Source organism: Sphingobium chungbukense (genome assembly GCF_001005725.1).
GTDB classification, from domain to species: Bacteria; Pseudomonadota; Alphaproteobacteria; order Sphingomonadales; family Sphingomonadaceae; genus Sphingobium; species Sphingobium chungbukense.
Genome location: NZ_LBIC01000006.1, coordinates 21,229 through 38,110, shown reverse-complemented (window position 1 = coordinate 38,110; position 16,882 = coordinate 21,229). Strand labels below are relative to the sequence as shown.

Below are 16,882 nucleotides of genomic sequence, written 5' to 3'. Positions count from 1 at the left end.
CCAGCTCTTCTTTTTTTCTGGTGAAAATGGTAGCGCTATCTAAACGCATGATCAAGCGGAATTGTAGGTGTAATCCATATCCGTCAGGATGGGGCGCCTGCAGGAGAAAAGCCGAGCCGTTACGCGGGCGATGCGGCCGGAGGAAAAAGACGGAAGAGGAGAGGAAATGGAAAGGGTTGAACTGCTGAACGGGGAGATTCACGCAGCATTGCGGATGCGGCGCTCCAACCGGGAGATCGGGCCTTTCGTCCGGATCGTGACCAGCGAATTCGCGGCGGCCGCCGTCGCCTGCCCGATGCTGTTTTCCAAACATTCGGAAACAGGCGCCTTCTATGCGGGCGCCCTGATGGGTTTCAAGACGGGCGAATGCCTGATCGATTCGCCCGATGGCCGTCCCGCATTCCGACCGCTGGAGGTGGATCGCGAGGGCTTTTTCGCCATGGGCGAGAACCTCGCCTTCGACTCCGCCCATGACCGCTTTGCAGGCCGCGAGGGCGAATCGCTGTTCGATGCGCAAGGCGCACCGACGGCGTCTTTGAAGGCCGTGCAGAACGCGCTTGGCCGCTTGATGGTCGGCGCGGAGGCTACGGACCAGTTCATCGCGGCCATGCTGGCCCACCGCCTGATCGAGCCGATCGACATCACGCTCAACTTCGACGATGGGGAGCGGCTGCGACTCGACGGGCTTTACACGATCAGCCTCGATGCCCTGGGCGATCTGGACGATGCGACCGCGCTTGACCTGTTTCGCGCAGGGCATATGCGATGCGCCTATGCGATGGTCGGATCGCTCCAGCATATTGCACTGATGGCGCGCCGCCGGAATGAGCGGCTGGCATTGCCGGTTTGAACCATGTCGGCCATCGAAAGACGGGTCGAGGAATTTACCGCGCGGGATATGGCGGTCGCCGACGATCTGCGCCTGTTCGCGGAATCGTGCAGGCCGGCTGTTATCCGGGAATGTGTCGGCTCATGGCCGGCGGTGACGGCAAGCGGTCAGGGCGGAACTGAGGCCCTTGCCTATATCGCCCGGTTCGATGCTGGCTTGAGCGCCGAATATTTTTCCGGCGGGCCGGAACTGGGCGGCCGCTATCATTATGGCACAGGACCGGGCGGCTTCAATTTCGCGCGGGAAACGGCGAGTATAGGCGATGCGTTGAACCGCATCACGCGCAATGCGCGAAGCGGGGATGAAACCGCCTATCTGGGATCATTGCCCACAGATGCCTATTTTCCTGGCTTTGCGGAGGCAAACCCCTGCGCTCTGCTAGGCGCCGACGTCCGTCCGCGCCTATGGGTCGGCAACCGATCGACGGTTGCCTGCCATTATGACAGCTATGACAATCTGGCCTGCGTGGTCGCGGGGCGGCGGCGCTTCACCCTTTATCCGCCTGCCGCTATCGGCGATCTTTATGTGGGGCCGATCGACCATACGCTTTCCGGCCAGCCCGTTTCGATGGCGGCCGGAGCGCCCGACGAGCGGGCCTATCCCCGTTTCGCGGCGGCACGGGAGAGCGCGATCGTCGTCGATCTCGAACCGGGTGACGCGCTATACCTGCCCAAGCTCTGGTGGCATCAGGTGGAGGCACTCGATCCCGTCAACATCCTCGTCAACTATTGGTGGGACGGATTCGCGGCAGGGCCCGATTCTCCCTATACCGCCATGCTGCTGGCGATGATCGCCGTGGCCGAGCGCCCGGAGCCTGAACGGGCCGCCTGGCGCGCTTATTTCGATCATTATGTGTTCCGTCCGAACGGGCATCCGCTCGCGCATCTGCCGGCGGAGCAGCGCGGCGTCCTGGGGCCGCTGGCGCAAGGCAATTATGGTCGGATCCGAACATTGGTGATGCGGCTCCTGCGTGGTGGCTGAGCGTGAACGCGCCAGCCGGGCTCCATCGCGATTTCAGGATGGTCTCGATTGCGAGGCGGCGCGCAGATTCATTCTGCGCCGACGATGGTAGCGATACCAAAAATCGGTTGTCGCATGCGCAAAAGTGATTATCCCTGCTTCCAACGGTCCGGGACAGGATTGCTCATCAACAGGGAGGAACGAACGGCCCATGTTTTCGCATCATCGGATAGCCTGCCAGCTTGGCCTGACAGCAAGCCTCCTGGCTTTGAGCGCGCCGCCCGCCTTGGCAGCGCCGCGTCTGGACCCGATGTTCGGGGATCATGCGGTGATCCAGCGCGATCATCCGGTGACGGTGACGGGACGAGCGGATTCGGGGGAAACGGTCACGGTGACATTGGCCGGTCAGGTTCGTCAGGTCCGAGCAGACAAGGAGGGGAGGTTCGAAGCGCGGTTCGAACCGCTCGCCACAGCGGGGCCGGTGCTGCTGGAGGCGCAGGCGCCATCGGGTAACATCGTCGCGCAGGATGTTGCGGTGGGCGACGTGTTCCTCTGCTCGGGCCAGTCCAATATGGAGCTGGAGGTACGGAATGCGCAGGATGCCGTGGGACAGATCAGAGCGTCTGCCGACGATCAGTTGCGCCTGATGCTGGTGCCGCGCGCGGTCGCGGACGATCCGTTGCGTGACTTCAAACAGGCCCCCTCCTGGCGGCGAGCGGGGCCGGACAGCGTACCGGATTTCTCCGCCACCTGCTATTATATGGCGCGTGAATTGCGCAAGACGGCGGGCGTCCCGATCGGCGCCATCGCCAGCAGTTGGGGCGGTTCGCGGATCAGCCCGTGGATGGGCGCACGGGCGCAGGCCGCCGTCGGGCAATCGGCGCAATCGGCTCTGGTCTCGCTCCACGGACGCGATCCTTTCGCGGCGGAGCGCGCGGCCAACGCCGAATGGGAAAAATGGTGGCGCAGGGAGACGGGCGACGCCTTCGGCAAGGAACCGTGGCAACCCGATAGCGACATCGCTTGGCAGGATGTCCCCCGCATCGGCCCGTGGGAAGAATGGGGTTTGCCCGCGCTGGCAGACTATAACGGGATGGTCTGGTTCCGCCGCGAAATCGACCTGACGGCGGCACAGGCGAAGCAGGCGGCTACGCTCTCGCTCGGGTTGCTGGACGATGTCGGGCGGGTGTGGATCAACGGCAAGCCCGTGGCGATGAGCGCGCGAAGCTGGCAGCCGAGCATGTTCGACGTGCCGCCCGGCGTGCTGAAGCCGGGGCGCAACGTGCTGATCGTCACTGTGCAGGACAATTATGCCAATGGCGGACTGTCCGGCCCGGCCGATGTCATGAAATTGGCGTTGGGGCAAAGCGGGGAGCTGCCGCTGGGCGGCGGGTGGCGCTATGCGGTGGCGGCCAGGTCGCCTGCGGGTGCGCCGCGTGTGCCGTGGGGTGACACGACGGGTTCCGGCACGCTCTATAACGGCATGATCGCGCCATTGGGGGCGATCGGGTTGAAGGGGGTCGCCTGGTATCAGGGCGAGTCCGACGTCGACCTGCCCGGCTATGCGGATCGCATGAAGGCGATGATGACGGATTGGCGGCGCCAGTTCGGCTCGCCTGATCTTCCCTTCGTCGCGGTGCAACTTGCAGCTTACGGGCCCCCTGTGACGGCGCCGGGGGAAAGTGGCTGGGCGGCGATGCGCCATGTGCAATATCAGGCGATGGCGCGGGACGCGCATGGCGGTCTCGCCACGGCCATCGATCTGGGCGATCCGTTCGACATCCATCCGGGCGAGAAGCAGGAGGTGGGGCGCCGTCTGGCGAGGGCCATGCGCGCGGTTGCCTATGGCGATTCGGTGTCGCGCACCGGGCCGCAGGCGGCGCGCGCGGTCGCGATGAAGGATGGCGGTATCGCGATCGAGTTTACGGCCTCACCGGCGGTCTGCACACGCGCGGTGCGGATCAGGCTATTGCCTTTGAATTGTGCGGCGACGCGGCGGGAAGCTGCCGTTTCGTTCCCGGCCGGGCGGAAGGAAATCGCGTGCTGCTGGCTGGCGACGGCCGTCCGGCGGTACGGGTACGCCATGCCTGGGCGGAGTCGCCGGTCATCAACCTTTATGACGAGGCGCCCCTGCCGGTCGGCTCCTTCGAACTGCCGGTCATACCGGCACACTGACGGAAGAGGCGAGGGTCAGCGGCGCAGCGCAGCCTCCCCCCAGGTCACGGGCACCGCATTGCCCGTGACGCCCTCTGCGCGGGCGACCAGTTCCAGGATCGCCACTCCCTTCACCGGGGCCGACATGGCATAGGCGGCCGAACCGCGGCGCAGGGGCGGCGTGCTCGCCAGCGGCCGACCGTCGCCGTAGAGGAAGAAGCGGACGGACTGACCGCCGTCCCCCGCGCTGTCGTCCACCCCGACCTGGGCAGTGAAGCGCGCAAAACCCGTGTTCCGCACCTCCAGCCGCGAATTGGCGAGAATGCCGATGCCCGCGGTGAAGGACCGGCCTGCGATCATGAGCGGCTGGTTATAGGGCGTCGCGTCCGCCATGGCGCCGCCCCAGCCCGCATAGATGGGCCGCTCCCCGATGCCGCGCGTGCTGCGCCAGCCGGGGATGGAGCGATAGATGGTGGGATCGGCCTGAGGCTGGACGACGCCATCGATCGCCGGATTGACGCTGCCCGGCTGCTCCGACAGATAGAGGCCATCAGCCAGCGCATGGTCGCCCGAGGCACGGAAAACCTGTGTCTGACGCGGCTCGACGCGAAGCTTCACTTCCTTCGTGAAGCCGCTTGTGGCCCCGGTCCAAAGGTCCAGGAGCGCGATTGGGCGGTCCGGACGCAATTTGAGATGATCGGCCGTCAGCACGGCATCCACCGATGCGATTCCCCGGTTGAACAGAGCAACCGCCTTGTCCCCATTGGCCAATGTCTTGACGAGTATCTGGAGGCTGTCACTGTCGAAGGCGATGACCGCCTGATTGCCCGCGGGGTCCTGATTGATCGCGATAAGACCGGTATTGCCGAAGATATCGAGCAGCGGTTGCGGCGTCTTGCGCAGGTCGGCGCCGATCAGCAGGGGTGCGTTCATCATCGCCCAGAGCGTGAAATGCGATCGCGCTTCGGTGAGATGCCGTTCGTCAAAGTCTCCGGCACCGATGAACAACATGTCGGGGTCGTTCCACGAGCCGGGATGGGCATAGAGTGCCCGTCGCACGGCGCTGTCATAATTGGTGAGCATCCGGCTCCAGTCGGGCGAGATGTCGTCGCTGGTGCGCGAGATGTTGCCGACATCCTTGCCCCAGGCGCGGACATCGGCGCTGCCCCAGATGCAGAGCGAAAGCAGATAGTCGCCGTCCGGATTGTGACGGGCAAGCGACCGGTTGATGTCCGCGAACAGCGCCTTGACGGCCGGAATATCGGACCGGGTGGTGGATGCCTGGTCGATCAATGGCGACAAGGCGCGATATTGCCCATTACGGACCCGCTCGGCATCGGCAGCGAAAGCGCGGATGCCGCAGCCGTCGACCTTGATCGCGTCGAAGCCCCAATCGGCGAAAAAGAGACGGATATCCTGATCGCTGTGGCCGTAAAGCCCGACCTCCCGTTCCGCCATCGTGCCTTCGGGCAGTTGAGCCTCCCCGTTCGAATAGGCCTGCGAGCATATGTTGCGGCCGAGGTCGGAATAGATGCCCGCCTTGAAGCCCATGGCATGGAGCCGGTCTGTCAGGGGGCGGAAGGAGGGATCGCCACGCGCCGTCAGCGAGGAGGGGAATTTTTCCGACCGGATCATCAGCCTGCCGTCGCTGGTCCGGCGCCTGAGCCACCAGCCGTCATCGATATTGATGTAGCGATATCCCTTTCGGGCGAGGCCGCTGTCGAGGATGCGCTGCGCCGAACCCATCAGCTTTTCTTCGTCGATCTCGGTGAAGAAGGCGTTCCAGCTGTTCCAGCCCATGGGTGGCAATTCGGCACGTCCGCCCTGATAGGCGCTCCACCGGCCGGTGGGCGCGAGCGGATCGACGGTCTGCGCGGACAAGGTGGTGCCGGCGCAGAGCATGGCAAGGGTAAGGAAAAGGCGGCGCGGCGTCATGCAAGATCCTTCGCGGTCACGGTGAGCGGGGTTCCGGCCCTGAGTTGGAAGGTGCGGTGGCGTTCGCCGAGGTGGATGGTCCTTTCCCCATCCAGGTCCGGGCGCAACGTTGCGCGGTCCAGTCGGCCGCCCAGCCAGTGCAGGTCGACGCCGCAGCGTCCTCGTGCGCGCAGGCCGAGGATATGCCCGTCGGGCCAGGCCCTCGGCAGGGCGGGCAGCAGGTCGATACGGTCGCCACGGCTGGTCATCAACATTTCGACGATCCCCGCCGCGCCGCCGAAATTGCCGTCGATCTGGAAGGGCGGATGGGCGTCGAACATATTGGGATAGGTGCGTTCCTGTCCCAGCAGGAAGCGCAATATGGCATGGGCATGATCCCCCTCCCGCAGCCGCGCCCAGAGGTTGATGCGCCAGGCGGTGGCCCAGCCGGTCGCCCGGTCGCCGCGGATTTCCAGCGTCCTACGCGCCGCCGCTGCCAGTTCGGGCGTGTCGTCCGGCGTGATCTGATGGGAAGGGTGGAGGCCGTAGAGGTGCGAAACGTGCCGGTGGTTCTGTTCCGGTGCATCGGCATCCCAATCCCGCTGCCATTCCTGAAGCTGCCCCTGCCGGCCGATCCTGTAGGGGGCCAGCCGTTCGCGCGCCGCACGCATTTCGCCGATCAGCGCTGCGTCAATGCCAAGGATCGTGGCGGCTTCGATCGTCTGGCCGAACAGGTCGCGCAATATGGCCATGTCCATCGTCGGGCCGGCGCAGATGGTGCCGCCATGGCCGTGCGGATTTTCAGGGCTCATGGACGGGTTGGTAACGAGACATCCGGTTGCCGGGTCGCGTTGCAGCGTGTCGAGGAAAAATTGCGCCGCGCCCGCCATCAGCGGATAGATGCTGGCGAGATAAGCGCGGTCCCGGCCATAATCATAATGGTCCCATAAATGGGTACACAACCATGCGCCGCCCGTGGGCCACAGGCCGAACTGCGCGCCGTCGATCGGTGCGGTCGCGCGCCAGAGGTCGCTATTGTGATGTACGACCCAGCCGCGCGCGCCATACATGGTCCGGGCAGTCCTGGCACCTGTGACGGCCAGTTCCCGCACCATTTCGATCAGCGGCGTCACGCATTCGGCAAGTCCTGTCGGTTCAGCGGGCCAATAATTCATCTCGCTGTTGATGTTGATGGTATATTTGGAACCCCAGGGCGGGTTCAGACTGTCATTCCACAATCCCTGGAGATTGGCGGGTTGACCGCCCGGTCGCGAAGATGAAATCAGCAGGTAACGGGCATATTGGAAATAGAGCGCGGCGAGCGCCGGATCGTCGTTCGTCTGTGATGCGGCAATGCGCTCGTCCGTGGGACGGGCGGCGGCGGCCGATGTGCCGAGGTTGATGGCGACGCGGCGAAACAGCCTTTGATGCGTTGCCGCGGTGTCGGCGGCGATGCGCGCGAAGTCATGGCCGTGCGCCCTGGAGATGGTGGCGGCTGTGGCGGCGATGGGATCGCCGCCAATGTCATCGAACCGCCGGTAGCTGGTGGCCATGGCGATCAGCAGCGTCACCGCGCTCGCTCCCCGCAGGCCCAGCCTTCCATCCGGCAAGTGGCTGGCTCGTCCGCCTTCCCACCGTGCGGAGAGGCGTGCGGCAAAATGGAGACCGCCCTCGATGCCGCTCGATGCGCCGTTGCGCCCGGTCATCAGCAGGCCGGAAGGCCCGTCCGCCACCACATTCACATCCCGCTGCGGAGAATGAAGGCCGATATCGACATCGAGCCTGCCGGACCCGGACGCACTCAGATGCACGGCGATAAGCTGATCGTCGGCGGACGCCACGACCTGCCGCATATGCCGGACCTTGCCCGCCGCGAACCGGACGGTGGCCATGGCCTTGTCGAGGTCGAGGTCGCGCCGGTAACCGCTGATGGCGCCGATGCCTGGAAAGTCGAGCATCAGGTCGCCCAGCGTCTGATAGGGCATCTGCGCAAGCGGCCGGGCCATCAGCGTTTCGTTGGCCAAGGCTTCGGCCTCCGCGATTTTTCCCTCGAAGATGAGCGCGCGGACCTTGGGCAGCATCGCCGCAGCCTGCGGGTTGACGGGATCATAGGGCTGGCCGGCCCAGAGGCTGCTCTCGTTGAGTTGCAATCGCTCCTGCGCCGGTCCGCCGAACAGCATCGCGCCCAGGCGACCGTTGCCGATGGGCAGTGCCTCGGTCCATTGCCCGGCGGGTTGGCGATACCAGAGGGTGAGGGGGTACGCGGACGCCGTGCTCCTGGCGTTGCCGCGCCCGGGCGGGGCGGCGAGCGCGAGTGTGCCGGTGGCAAGGGCCGCGGCGGCTTCGCGACGGCTGATGCTCAAGATCCTTCTCCTGTGGGGAGGGCGGAGAGGGTGAAGCTGTCTACATCCAGATAGCCGCCTCCCGGCTCCGGATTATAGCAGGATAAGGCGAGTTGCTGCCCCTGGAAGGTGCCGGTGCGCCAGTCGAAGGCGAGCGGGAAGGCCCCGCCCAATTCGCTCCAGCGGCGGTTATCGAGACTGTACGCAACCCGTCCTTCCCGGGCTCCGAAATCCATGTCGGTGCGCAGCCAGAGCGTGCGTCCCTCGATCGGCCGGGCTGGTACGCGAAGCTGCGTGCGGGGGGCGTCGCTGGTGGATTCGGTCAATTGCATCTGCAAGCCCCGGGTGCCCTTCGGGCCGCCGACGACCGAAAGCTGCGCACTATATTTGCCGAAGCTTCCGAAGCCGCAGACATCACCCGGTCTGATACCGCTGGTGTCGAGCTTCACCACAGCTCGGGCGCGTGGCCCCTGCGCCTTCTGCGTCAGCGTGTTGCGCGCGGTCCAGATGCCGTCGGCCTGCGTCGCGTGCAGGCGTAGGAAACCGGGATGCTGCGTCAGCGACCAACGGCTGTCGTCGGGATTATGGTTCCATTGCCATTGCAGGCCGAGCCTCGGGCCGGAAAAGTCGTCGGACGAATCCGGTTCGGCGAAGGGGAGCCCCTGGATCGGCTTGGGCGATCGGTCGGGTACCTGGTCTGGTGCGTCCGGCGTGCCCCAGACCGGCCATTCGTCCTTCCAGAAAATCGGGCTGATGTTGGTCATCCGGCCGATCGCGCCCGCATCGACCATGACGAAGCCGTACCAGCTCCCGTCGGGCAGATCGACGATCGCGCCCTGGTGTCCGCCGGTCTTGTCGTCGATCGAGGGGCGGGTTTCCCACGGCCCCCAGAGGCTGCGGGAGCGGGACACGGTCATCGCCAGCTTGGACGGGATCGCATTGAAGAGATAATACCAGCCATTGTGCCGGATGATCTTCGATCCTTCAGCGCCCTTGTTGTAATAGGCCTGCCGCGTGGCGGCGATGGCGCTCAGATCCTTGTTGAGGGTGAGCAGGGTCAGCGTCCCGTCAGTGCCGACCGAGGTGCCCAGATAGGCCGTCCCGTCATCGTCGAAGAACAGCGCGGGGTCGAAGGCCTCGATGTCCAGTTCCTTGTAGGTCCAGGGTCCTTCGATCCGCGCCGAACGGTAGATGCGCGTCTTGTGCCCCACCGGCGTCACCGCGATGGCGAAGAGGCCGTCATGGTGGCGCAGGCTCGCCGCGTAGAAGCCGTGGCGATAGGCGCCGCCCTCCTTGAGATCATAGCGGGGATCGCCGTCCAGCCGTTTGATCACATGGCTGGCGATCCGCCAGTTCACCAGGTCCTTCGAATGCAGGATGGTGATGCCGGGTGCATTGGCGAAGGTGGTCGTGACGAAGTAGAAATCCTCGCCCACGCGGATGATATCCGGGTCGGGATAGTCGGCGAACAGGACCGGATTGCGATAGGTGCCGTCGCCCTGATCCGATCGCCAGACCTGGGCGGGCAGGGCGGAAGCGACTGCCAGGGCCGCGATGGCAAGGCCGGTGCGGAGCACTAAAGAGCCGGACATGGATGGTCTCTCCGGATCAGGAGGCGGGCGTGTAATGATAAGGGCCGATGACGGTGCCGACGAACCCGCCCGCCTTTTCCGTGCTGAGCAGGGTTGCGTCGAGGTCGGTCTTGAGCGTCCGGGCCTTCCCGTCGACGGCATAGTCGAAGGCCATGGTGCCGCCCGTGATGCGGATGGTCAGGGTCACAGGTCGGCTCGTGGCGACAGGGGCGGATGCGATGAGGCTGTCGGTGTCGGACTGATCGCGCGTGTAAAGGGCGACGACCGGCCTCCCTTCGATCCGGGTGAGCCCGAAGAAAAGGTTGTTGCGATCGCTTTGCACGGCGGCGAGGCCGGCACGGTCGCCATTGCCGGCGGGCGTGTAGCGCAGGGTGGTGGAGATGGTGGCATTGGCATGTTGCTGCCGACGTCCGATGAAGGCCGGGACGCCGTTGAGGTCGCCGATGGGCGCGCCGCTTTCCAGTTCCAGCGCACCGCCGCTCAGGCGATAAAAGGGGTGGTGCGGCGTGCGGATGCCGATCCACTGCATGGAGAGGGTCTTGCCGTCAAATTCGTCGGTATAGGAAAAGTCGCCGCTGGTGGGCAGCGCCGGCAGCGGCCCGGCGGGCAGGCGTGGCGCCTCGGCGACATGCGGGATCGCCTCCCCTTTGGGCAGGATGACTGGCCAGCCATCCTTCCACTTGACCGGCAGCAGGAAGGTTTCCCGTCCGATATTGTAGAAATCCCCGGCATAGGGGCGCACTGCCAGGAAGCTCGCCCACCAGTCGCCATTGCGGGTCTGAACGAGTTTCGCATGTCCCGCCGAGCCGATCGGATCGGGCCGGGCGGGGTCCAGATCGCGTTGGGTAAGGATCGGATTGCCCTCGAACGGCTGATAGGGGCCGCGCAATTCCTTCGCGCGGAACACGACCTGTGAATGATTGACGCTTGTCCCGCCTTCGGCCGCGGTCAGATAATAATAGCCGTCCTTGCGGAAGATATGCGGCCCCTCGATCCAGACCGGCTTTTTCCCGATGTCGACGCCGCCATTGACGATCTGCGTGCTCGGCCCGACCATCTTGCCGGCACGCCAGTCATATTCCTGAATCCAGATGGCGCGGCGTCCGTCATAACGGGGTGTTTCCTCTGGCGCGCGGTTGTTTACGATATAGGCCTTGTCGCCTTCCCAATAAAGGGAGGGGTCGATACCTTCGAAGGGCAGCCAGATCGGATTGGACCATGGTCCTGCGGGGTCCTTCGCGGTGATGACGAAATTACCTCCGCATTCGACGCATGTATTGACGATGTAGAAGACGCCGTCATGCCAGCTGATATCAGGCGCGAATACCGCTTGCGATATCCTTCGGCCGGTGAAGTCGAGTTGTTCGGGGCGGTTGATGGCGTTGGCGATCTGGGTCCAATGGACCAGGTCTTTCGATTTGAAGACCGGCAGGCCGGGGAAGTGAGCGAAGGAGGAATTGACCAGATAATAGTCGTCACCCACGCGGGTCAGCGAGGGGTCGGGATAATAGCCCGACAAGATCGGATTGCGATATTGACCCGCCTGCACCGGAGCCTGTTCTGCGGCCTTCCCCTGATAAGTGAACTGCTCGAATCGCGCGGGCGCCGCATGGGCCTGTACCGCGCCGCACAGGGGCAGCAGAATCAGGGCGATCGGCCGCAAACGCGATGCCCGATGCGTCGCCGTGCCGGTCATTCTCAATCCCCTCATTCTGTTGTGCGCCATGGCATTTGGTTGGCGCAACGATCGTATATGATCTCTCATGGCCGTCAATAACTCCCACAAATAAATTTCCCCTGGGACAGCGTGTGGAACAGGAGCGCCAAAGTCGAAATACCCCGCCCATGTCCGGGCCAATATGCGATCGGATGGACGACAGGCTTCTCTATCCCATCCAAATGTGGTAGCGCTCCCATCATAAATATGGGAGGGCTGGATGGCTGGAGACATTATTTCTTCGCTGACGAACATATTGGCGCCCCATGGGCCGCCGGTCGGCGCGAAACTGTCCAGCTATTCTCCGGGCGATTTCAGCGTCCATTTCTTCCTGCAACTCGCGCTCATTCTCGTGGCGTGCAGGGGGGTGGGTTGGCTGTGCCGGAAATTCCTCGCGCAACCACAGGTGGTGGGGGAGATGATCGCCGGCGTGATCCTGGGGCCGTCCCTCTTCGGGCTGATCGCCCCCGGTCTCCAGGGGGCGATCTTTCCGAAGGAAACCGGCAATCTGCTCTATGCCGGCGCGCAATTCGGCGTGGCGCTCTACATGTTCCTGGTAGGGCTGACATTGAGGCTCGATCATTTCCAGTCGAAGGTCCGGAACGCGGCCATGGTGTCGGGGGCAGGGCTGCTTGCGCCCTTCCTCATAGCGATACTGATCACACCCTGGCTGGTGAAGATACCGGGCCTCTTCGCGGACGGCCTGGGCCAGGGCAGCGCGACGCTTTTCATGGGCGCCTGCATCGCCCTGACCGCTTTTCCGATGCTGGCGCGGATCATCAACGAACGGGGGCTTGCCGACAGTCCGCTGGGCACGCTGTCGCTGACGGCCGGCGCGTTCGACGATGCTGCCTCCTGGTGCGTGCTGGCGGTGGTTCTCGCCCTGTTCGGGGGTGGCAGCGGGGTCGCTGTGGTGGCGATCGTCGGGGCTTTTCTCTACGCCGCCTTCCTGATCCTGTTCGGGCGGCGCCTGCTCGCTCCGCTGGGACACGCGGTCGAGGCGCGGGGCGAGATGAGCACGACGATCCTGGCCATCACCCTGGCGCTCTTCTGCCTGTCGGCCTTCGTCATGGACGCGATCGGCATTCACGGCATATTCGGTGGCTTCATCCTGGGTGTGTTCATGCCGCGAGGCCTGTTCGTCGAAGAGTTGAAGAAGAAGGTAGAGCCGATCGCGGTGGTCATATTGCTGCCCATGTTCTTCACTTATTCGGGCCTGAACACGCGCCTCGACATGGTCAACTCCATGCCGTTCCTGCTTATCGCGCTGGGCATATTGGTCGCCTCCATCCTCGCCAAGTTCGGGGCCTGCTATGCGGCCGCCCGTATGTCCGGCGAAGACAATCGCACGGCGCTGGGCATCGGCGCATTGATGAACTCGCGCGGCCTGATGGAATTGATCATCATCAATATCGGAATACAGAAGGGGATCATCGAACCGGCCTTGTTTTCGATGCTGGTCCTGATGGCCATCGTCACCACCATGATGGCGGGGCCACTGTTCGAAATAGTCTATGGCCGGCAGGCGAGGGCGGAAGGAGAATTGGGGCGCCTCAGCACCGCGACCTGATCTTGCCGGACAGGCCGCTGAACCATGTTCCGCGGCATTCCCGCATGCATACCCTCCAGGCGACGGTCGGCGCCTCGGAAACGGTCATGCTCGCCTATGCAACAGCGTCGTCGCAATGGGGACGAAAATATCCTATATGTTTTGCATTCTCCATTATAAGCCGAGACGATGTCCGATCTGCAAAACATGTCCCAGCCCCTGGGCGCCAACGCTCTCCCGGCTCGTTCCACTTCAGGACCTACGCTGGTGGAGCGCGCCTATGACCATCTTCTCTCCTTGTTGATGACCGTGAAGATCGCGCCGGGAGAGCGCATTCCGATCGACACTGTCGCCCGGCAACTGGGTATTTCGCAGACGCCGATTCGCGAAGCGCTCAGTCAGCTCGAAGCGGAGAAGCTCGTCTACAAGACGACCAATGTCGGCTACCGCGCCAGTCCGCAGATGACGCCGGAGGAGGTGCACGACCTCTATACGCTGCGCTTGCTGATCGAGCCCTATGCCGCCGCGTGCGCGGCCGAGCATATGGATGATGAGGCGCTGTCCATCCTCCAGGCGATCCAGGCCGACATGGACGCGGTCGTCGAGCGCGACGAGCAGGCCTATGCCCGTTTCGCGGAGGCGGATGCTCAACTCCATCGGCTGATCGCGAAGGGTAGCGGAAACCGCCTGATCGAGGAGACGATTGAGCGGCTGCACGCGCATCTCCAGATTTTCCGCTCGCTCTATCAGAACAGTGCGCAGCCCAATGCGCCCGAGGTGGCGGCGCGGGAACACCAGCGCATCATCGCCGCTTTGCTGGCGCATGATCCCGCCGCGGCCGAACAGTCGGTGCGCGATCATCTGACATGTTCGCAACAGCGGATGGACAGGGCGAACGGCACGTCTCGCGGCTGAACGCGCGGCCTGGCACGGGGCGCGCGAGTCAAGTGTCTGCGGAGTTTCGGGAAGGCGGGAAAGTCACTTGACGTACCCGCGTCGACCACTTACCACCATTTTACCAGATCATATAGGATATGAAATAGATCTGGGAGAGGATGGATATGCGGTCTGCCATGAAAGCCGGATTCTCAATCGTCAGTTTGACCGTCGCCATGCTTGCCGGACTTCCGGCGGCGGTCGCGGAAACGACGGTGCTGCGTGATTTCACGCTGATCGATGGGACGGGGAAGGCGCCGGCGACAAACCAGGCGCTCGTCATGACGGATGGGCGGATTAGCTGGGTCGGGCCATCCGCGAAGCTCAAGGTGCCGGCGGGCGCGAAGGTCGAAAGGCTGAAGGGCAAATATCTGATGCCCGGCCTGATCGATAGCCATGTCCATCTGGGGCTGGTCGACGGCATAACCCAGAATCTCCAATATCAGACGCCCGAGAATATCGAGAAGCAGCTCGGCATCTATGCCGCCTATGGTGTCACCGCCGTCCAGACGCTGGGCACCGAGAAGGACCTGATCTTCCCGATCCAGCAGATGCGCAAGGGCCGTACGGCGATGTCGCGGGTCTATACCGTGGGGCAGGGCGTGGTGTTCAAGGGCAGCTACGGCGGTGTCCCCGGCCTCGACCAGTCGGTTGCGACACCCGGCGAAGCGCGGGCGATGGTCGACAAGGAAGCCTCCCATGGCGCCGACCTTATCAAGCTGTGGGTCGACGACGAGTTCGGCATGCTGGAAGAGCGCATGCCGCCGCAGATCAGCAGCGCGGTGATCGATGAGGCGCATAGGAAGGGTAAGAAGACCGTCGCCCATATCTTCTATTATGACAATGCAGCCGAACTGGCGCGGGAAGGGGTGGATGCCTTTGCCCATTCGGTGCGCGACCGTGCCGTGGACGACGCGCTGCTCAGCCAGATGAAGGCGAAGGGCGTGTGGCAGATGGCCGCCACCTTGAGCCGCGAAGCGTCCTTCACCTACAAGACGCTGCCTTTCCTGGACGATCCGTTTTTCGCGCGCGGGGTGACTCCCGCGGTGTTGAAGGAACTGGCCAGTCCGGAGCGGGCGGCGAAGCTGGCGGCGGCGCCGAACTTCCCCAAATATGCGCCGACCCTGCAACATGCGATGGACAATTTCGCGCGCGAGGTGAAGGCTGGCATCCGCTACGGCATGGGTACGGACAGTGGTCCCACGGCCCGTTTTCCCGGCTATTTCGCGCATTGGGAGCTGGAACTGATGGTCAAGGCGGGCCTGACGCCGATGCAGGCGCTCACCGCCGCCACCAGCGCCAATGCGGAGTTCATGGGCGCCAACGATATCGGCACGGTCGCGCCGGGCAAATGGGCCGACCTGCTGGTGCTGGGTCGTGATCCGACTGCGGATATCCGCAATAGCCGTGCCATCGATGCCGTCTATATAGCGGGCAACAAGGTGTCGACGATCTGGCAGACCTGTATCGGCCGCGCGGATGATGCCTGTGGAGGCCGTCCGTGACCGGCGAGGCAAGCCTCATGGAACGGCGCGACACGGCCGCCGGGGTGGCGCGTCCCACGCGTGCTCGCCATGCCGTCCTTTGGCTGACGGTGCTGGCCTATCTCATCACCTATATGGACCGTGTCGTGATCGCCACGGCGGCGCCGGTGATCGAGAAGGAATATGGCTTCTCGCCGGTGACGATGGGCTGGATTTTCGCGTCCTTCTCGATCGCCTATGCGCTGTTCCAGATTCCGGGCGGCTGGCTGGGCGACAGGTTCGGGCCGCGTCGCGCCTTGACCGGCGTGGTCTTGTGGTGGTCGACCTTCACGGCCGCCACGGCGCTGACCTGGTCGGCCGGATCGATGATGGTCTGCCGCTTCCTCTTCGGCATGGGAGAGGCGGGTGCGTTTCCGATCGCGACGCGGTCGCTGTCGCGCTGGATGCTGCCGTCGGAACGCGGCTGGGCGCAGGGCGTCACCCATGCGGGTGCGCGGCTGGGTGGGGCGGTGACGCCGGTTTTCGTCGCACTGCTGATCGTCCAGTTCGGCTGGCGCATGCCGTTTCTGGCGTTCGCGCTGATCGGCATCGCCTGGGCGGCTTTGTGGTTCTGCTACTATCGCGACACGCCGCGCGAGCATCCCTCGGTAAACGGGGCGGAGCTCGCCATGATCGAGGGCGCGCTTGGTCAAGGGCGGGCGCGGGTCAATGTGCCGTGGCGCCACCTGCTCGCCAATTCGCAACTCTGGGTGCTGTCGGCCATGTATTTCTGCTACGCCTATTGCATCAACATCTTCCTGACCTGGTTTCCCAAATATCTGCACGATGCGCGCGGGTTCGACATCGCCGTGATGGGCCTGTTCGCCAGCCTGCCGCTGATGGCGGGCGTGGTCGGCGACCTGATGGGTGGATGGGTGTCCGACCTGCTGGTGAAGCGCGGCGCCGGGTTGAAGATGGCGCGCAGGGGCGTGGCGGTGGTCGGTTTCCTGATGGCGGCGGCGATGATCCCGCTGGCGGCGGCGATCGACCAGCCGGTGCCGAGCATATTGTGCTTCTGCATAGCCTTGTTCGGACTGGAATTGACCGTCGGCGTGTCCTGGGCCGTGACGCTCGATATCGGCGGCGAATATGCGGGATCGGTGTCGGCGGTCATGAACACGCTCGGTAATATGGGCGCAGCGGTGGCCGCCGCGGTGACCGGTTATATCGTCAGCATGAGCGGATGGTTCGCGGCCTTTGCGGTGTTGTCCGTCCTGTGCCTGATCGCGGCGGCATTGTTCCTGCGGATCGATGCTTCGCGAAAGCTTCGCGACGGGAAGGGAATGCAGGCGTGATGTCGCGCGGC

At 64.2% G+C, this 16,882-nt stretch carries 11 protein-coding genes; 7 read left to right on the top strand and 4 right to left on the bottom strand.

Annotated features, from left to right (window positions below):
• Positions 1–166: 166 nt before the first annotated feature.
• The 3 genes from YP76_RS13610 to YP76_RS13600 all read left to right on the top strand — a co-directional run bounded on the left by YP76_RS13610 (position 167) and on the right by YP76_RS13600 (position 4,157).
• A complete protein-coding gene (locus YP76_RS13610; RefSeq protein ID WP_046764177.1) occupies positions 167–850 on the top strand; it encodes a SapC family protein in 684 nt (227 codons plus the stop codon).
• Positions 851–853: 3 nt separating this feature from the next.
• Positions 854–1,870: a cupin-like domain-containing protein gene (locus tag YP76_RS13605; protein ID WP_046764176.1), complete on the top strand. Its 1,017-nt coding sequence runs from the start codon at positions 854–856 to the stop codon at positions 1,868–1,870.
• A gap of 190 nt (positions 1,871–2,060) precedes the next feature.
• Positions 2,061–4,157 (top strand): sialate O-acetylesterase, encoded by a 2,097-nt coding sequence (locus tag YP76_RS13600; RefSeq protein ID WP_332307420.1) that lies wholly within the window; start codon positions 2,061–2,063, stop codon positions 4,155–4,157.
• Here YP76_RS13600 and YP76_RS13595 read toward each other — a convergent pair.
• From YP76_RS13595 to YP76_RS13580, 4 genes are read right to left on the bottom strand one after another with little or no spacing between them, the layout of a single operon-like run.
• Entirely contained in the window at positions 4,040–5,938 is a 1,899-nt protein-coding gene (locus tag YP76_RS13595; protein WP_046764175.1) for an NPCBM/NEW2 domain-containing protein, read from the bottom strand. The two genes, YP76_RS13600 and YP76_RS13595, sit on opposite strands and share 118 nt — an antisense overlap.
• The gene (locus YP76_RS13590) at positions 5,935–8,280 is read right to left on the bottom strand and encodes a glycoside hydrolase family 95 protein (protein ID WP_046764174.1); all 2,346 of its coding nucleotides are present in this window, start codon (positions 8,278–8,280) and stop codon (positions 5,935–5,937) included. Before YP76_RS13590 ends, YP76_RS13595 begins: the two co-directional genes overlap by 4 nt.
• Positions 8,277–9,851 carry a glycoside hydrolase family 43 protein gene (locus YP76_RS13585; RefSeq protein ID WP_046764173.1) on the bottom strand — a complete coding sequence of 525 codons (1,575 nt, stop codon included), beginning with the start codon at positions 9,849–9,851 and terminating at the stop codon, positions 8,277–8,279. Before YP76_RS13585 ends, YP76_RS13590 begins: the two co-directional genes overlap by 4 nt.
• Before the next feature lie 16 nt (positions 9,852–9,867).
• On the bottom strand, positions 9,868–11,547 hold the full coding sequence (locus tag YP76_RS13580) for a glycoside hydrolase family 43 protein (RefSeq protein WP_046764172.1): 1,680 nt from the start codon (positions 11,545–11,547) through the stop codon (positions 9,868–9,870).
• Positions 11,548–11,788: 241 nt separating this feature from the next.
• Here YP76_RS13580 and YP76_RS13575 point away from each other — a divergent pair, with 241 nt between their 5' ends.
• The 4 genes from YP76_RS13575 (at position 11,789) to YP76_RS13560 (ending at position 16,871) form a co-directional block, all read left to right on the top strand.
• Positions 11,789–13,138, top strand: coding sequence for a cation:proton antiporter (locus YP76_RS13575; RefSeq protein WP_046764171.1), 1,350 nt, complete (start codon positions 11,789–11,791; stop codon positions 13,136–13,138).
• A gap of 186 nt (positions 13,139–13,324) precedes the next feature.
• Positions 13,325–14,032, top strand: coding sequence for a GntR family transcriptional regulator (locus YP76_RS13570; RefSeq protein ID WP_046764377.1), 708 nt, complete (start codon positions 13,325–13,327; stop codon positions 14,030–14,032).
• A 158-nt stretch (positions 14,033–14,190) separates the two neighbouring features.
• Entirely contained in the window at positions 14,191–15,558 is a 1,368-nt protein-coding gene (locus tag YP76_RS13565) for an amidohydrolase family protein (RefSeq protein WP_046764376.1), read from the top strand.
• On the top strand, positions 15,555–16,871 hold the full coding sequence (locus tag YP76_RS13560; RefSeq protein WP_046764170.1) for an MFS transporter: 1,317 nt from the start codon (positions 15,555–15,557) through the stop codon (positions 16,869–16,871). Before YP76_RS13565 ends, YP76_RS13560 begins: the two co-directional genes overlap by 4 nt.
• The last annotated feature ends 11 nt before the right edge of the window (positions 16,872–16,882 follow it).

Bases quoted from the DNA above. Each gene is read 5' to 3' on its own strand.
- YP76_RS13610 (WP_046764177.1), top strand. From the start codon at position 167: ATGGAAAGGGTTGAACTGCTGAACGGGGAGATTCACGCAGCATTGCGG.
- YP76_RS13605 (WP_046764176.1), top strand. From the start codon at position 854: ATGTCGGCCATCGAAAGACGGGTCGAGGAATTTACCGCGCGGGATATG.
- YP76_RS13600 (WP_332307420.1), top strand. From the start codon at position 2,061: ATGTTTTCGCATCATCGGATAGCCTGCCAGCTTGGCCTGACAGCAAGC.
- YP76_RS13595 (WP_046764175.1), bottom strand. From the start codon at position 5,938: ATGACGCCGCGCCGCCTTTTCCTTACCCTTGCCATGCTCTGCGCCGGC.
- YP76_RS13585 (WP_046764173.1), bottom strand. From the start codon at position 9,851: ATGTCCGGCTCTTTAGTGCTCCGCACCGGCCTTGCCATCGCGGCCCTG.
- YP76_RS13580 (WP_046764172.1), bottom strand. From the start codon at position 11,547: ATGACCGGCACGGCGACGCATCGGGCATCGCGTTTGCGGCCGATCGCC.
- YP76_RS13575 (WP_046764171.1), top strand. From the start codon at position 11,789: ATGGCTGGAGACATTATTTCTTCGCTGACGAACATATTGGCGCCCCAT.
- YP76_RS13570 (WP_046764377.1), top strand. From the start codon at position 13,325: ATGTCCCAGCCCCTGGGCGCCAACGCTCTCCCGGCTCGTTCCACTTCA.
- YP76_RS13565 (WP_046764376.1), top strand. From the start codon at position 14,191: ATGAAAGCCGGATTCTCAATCGTCAGTTTGACCGTCGCCATGCTTGCC.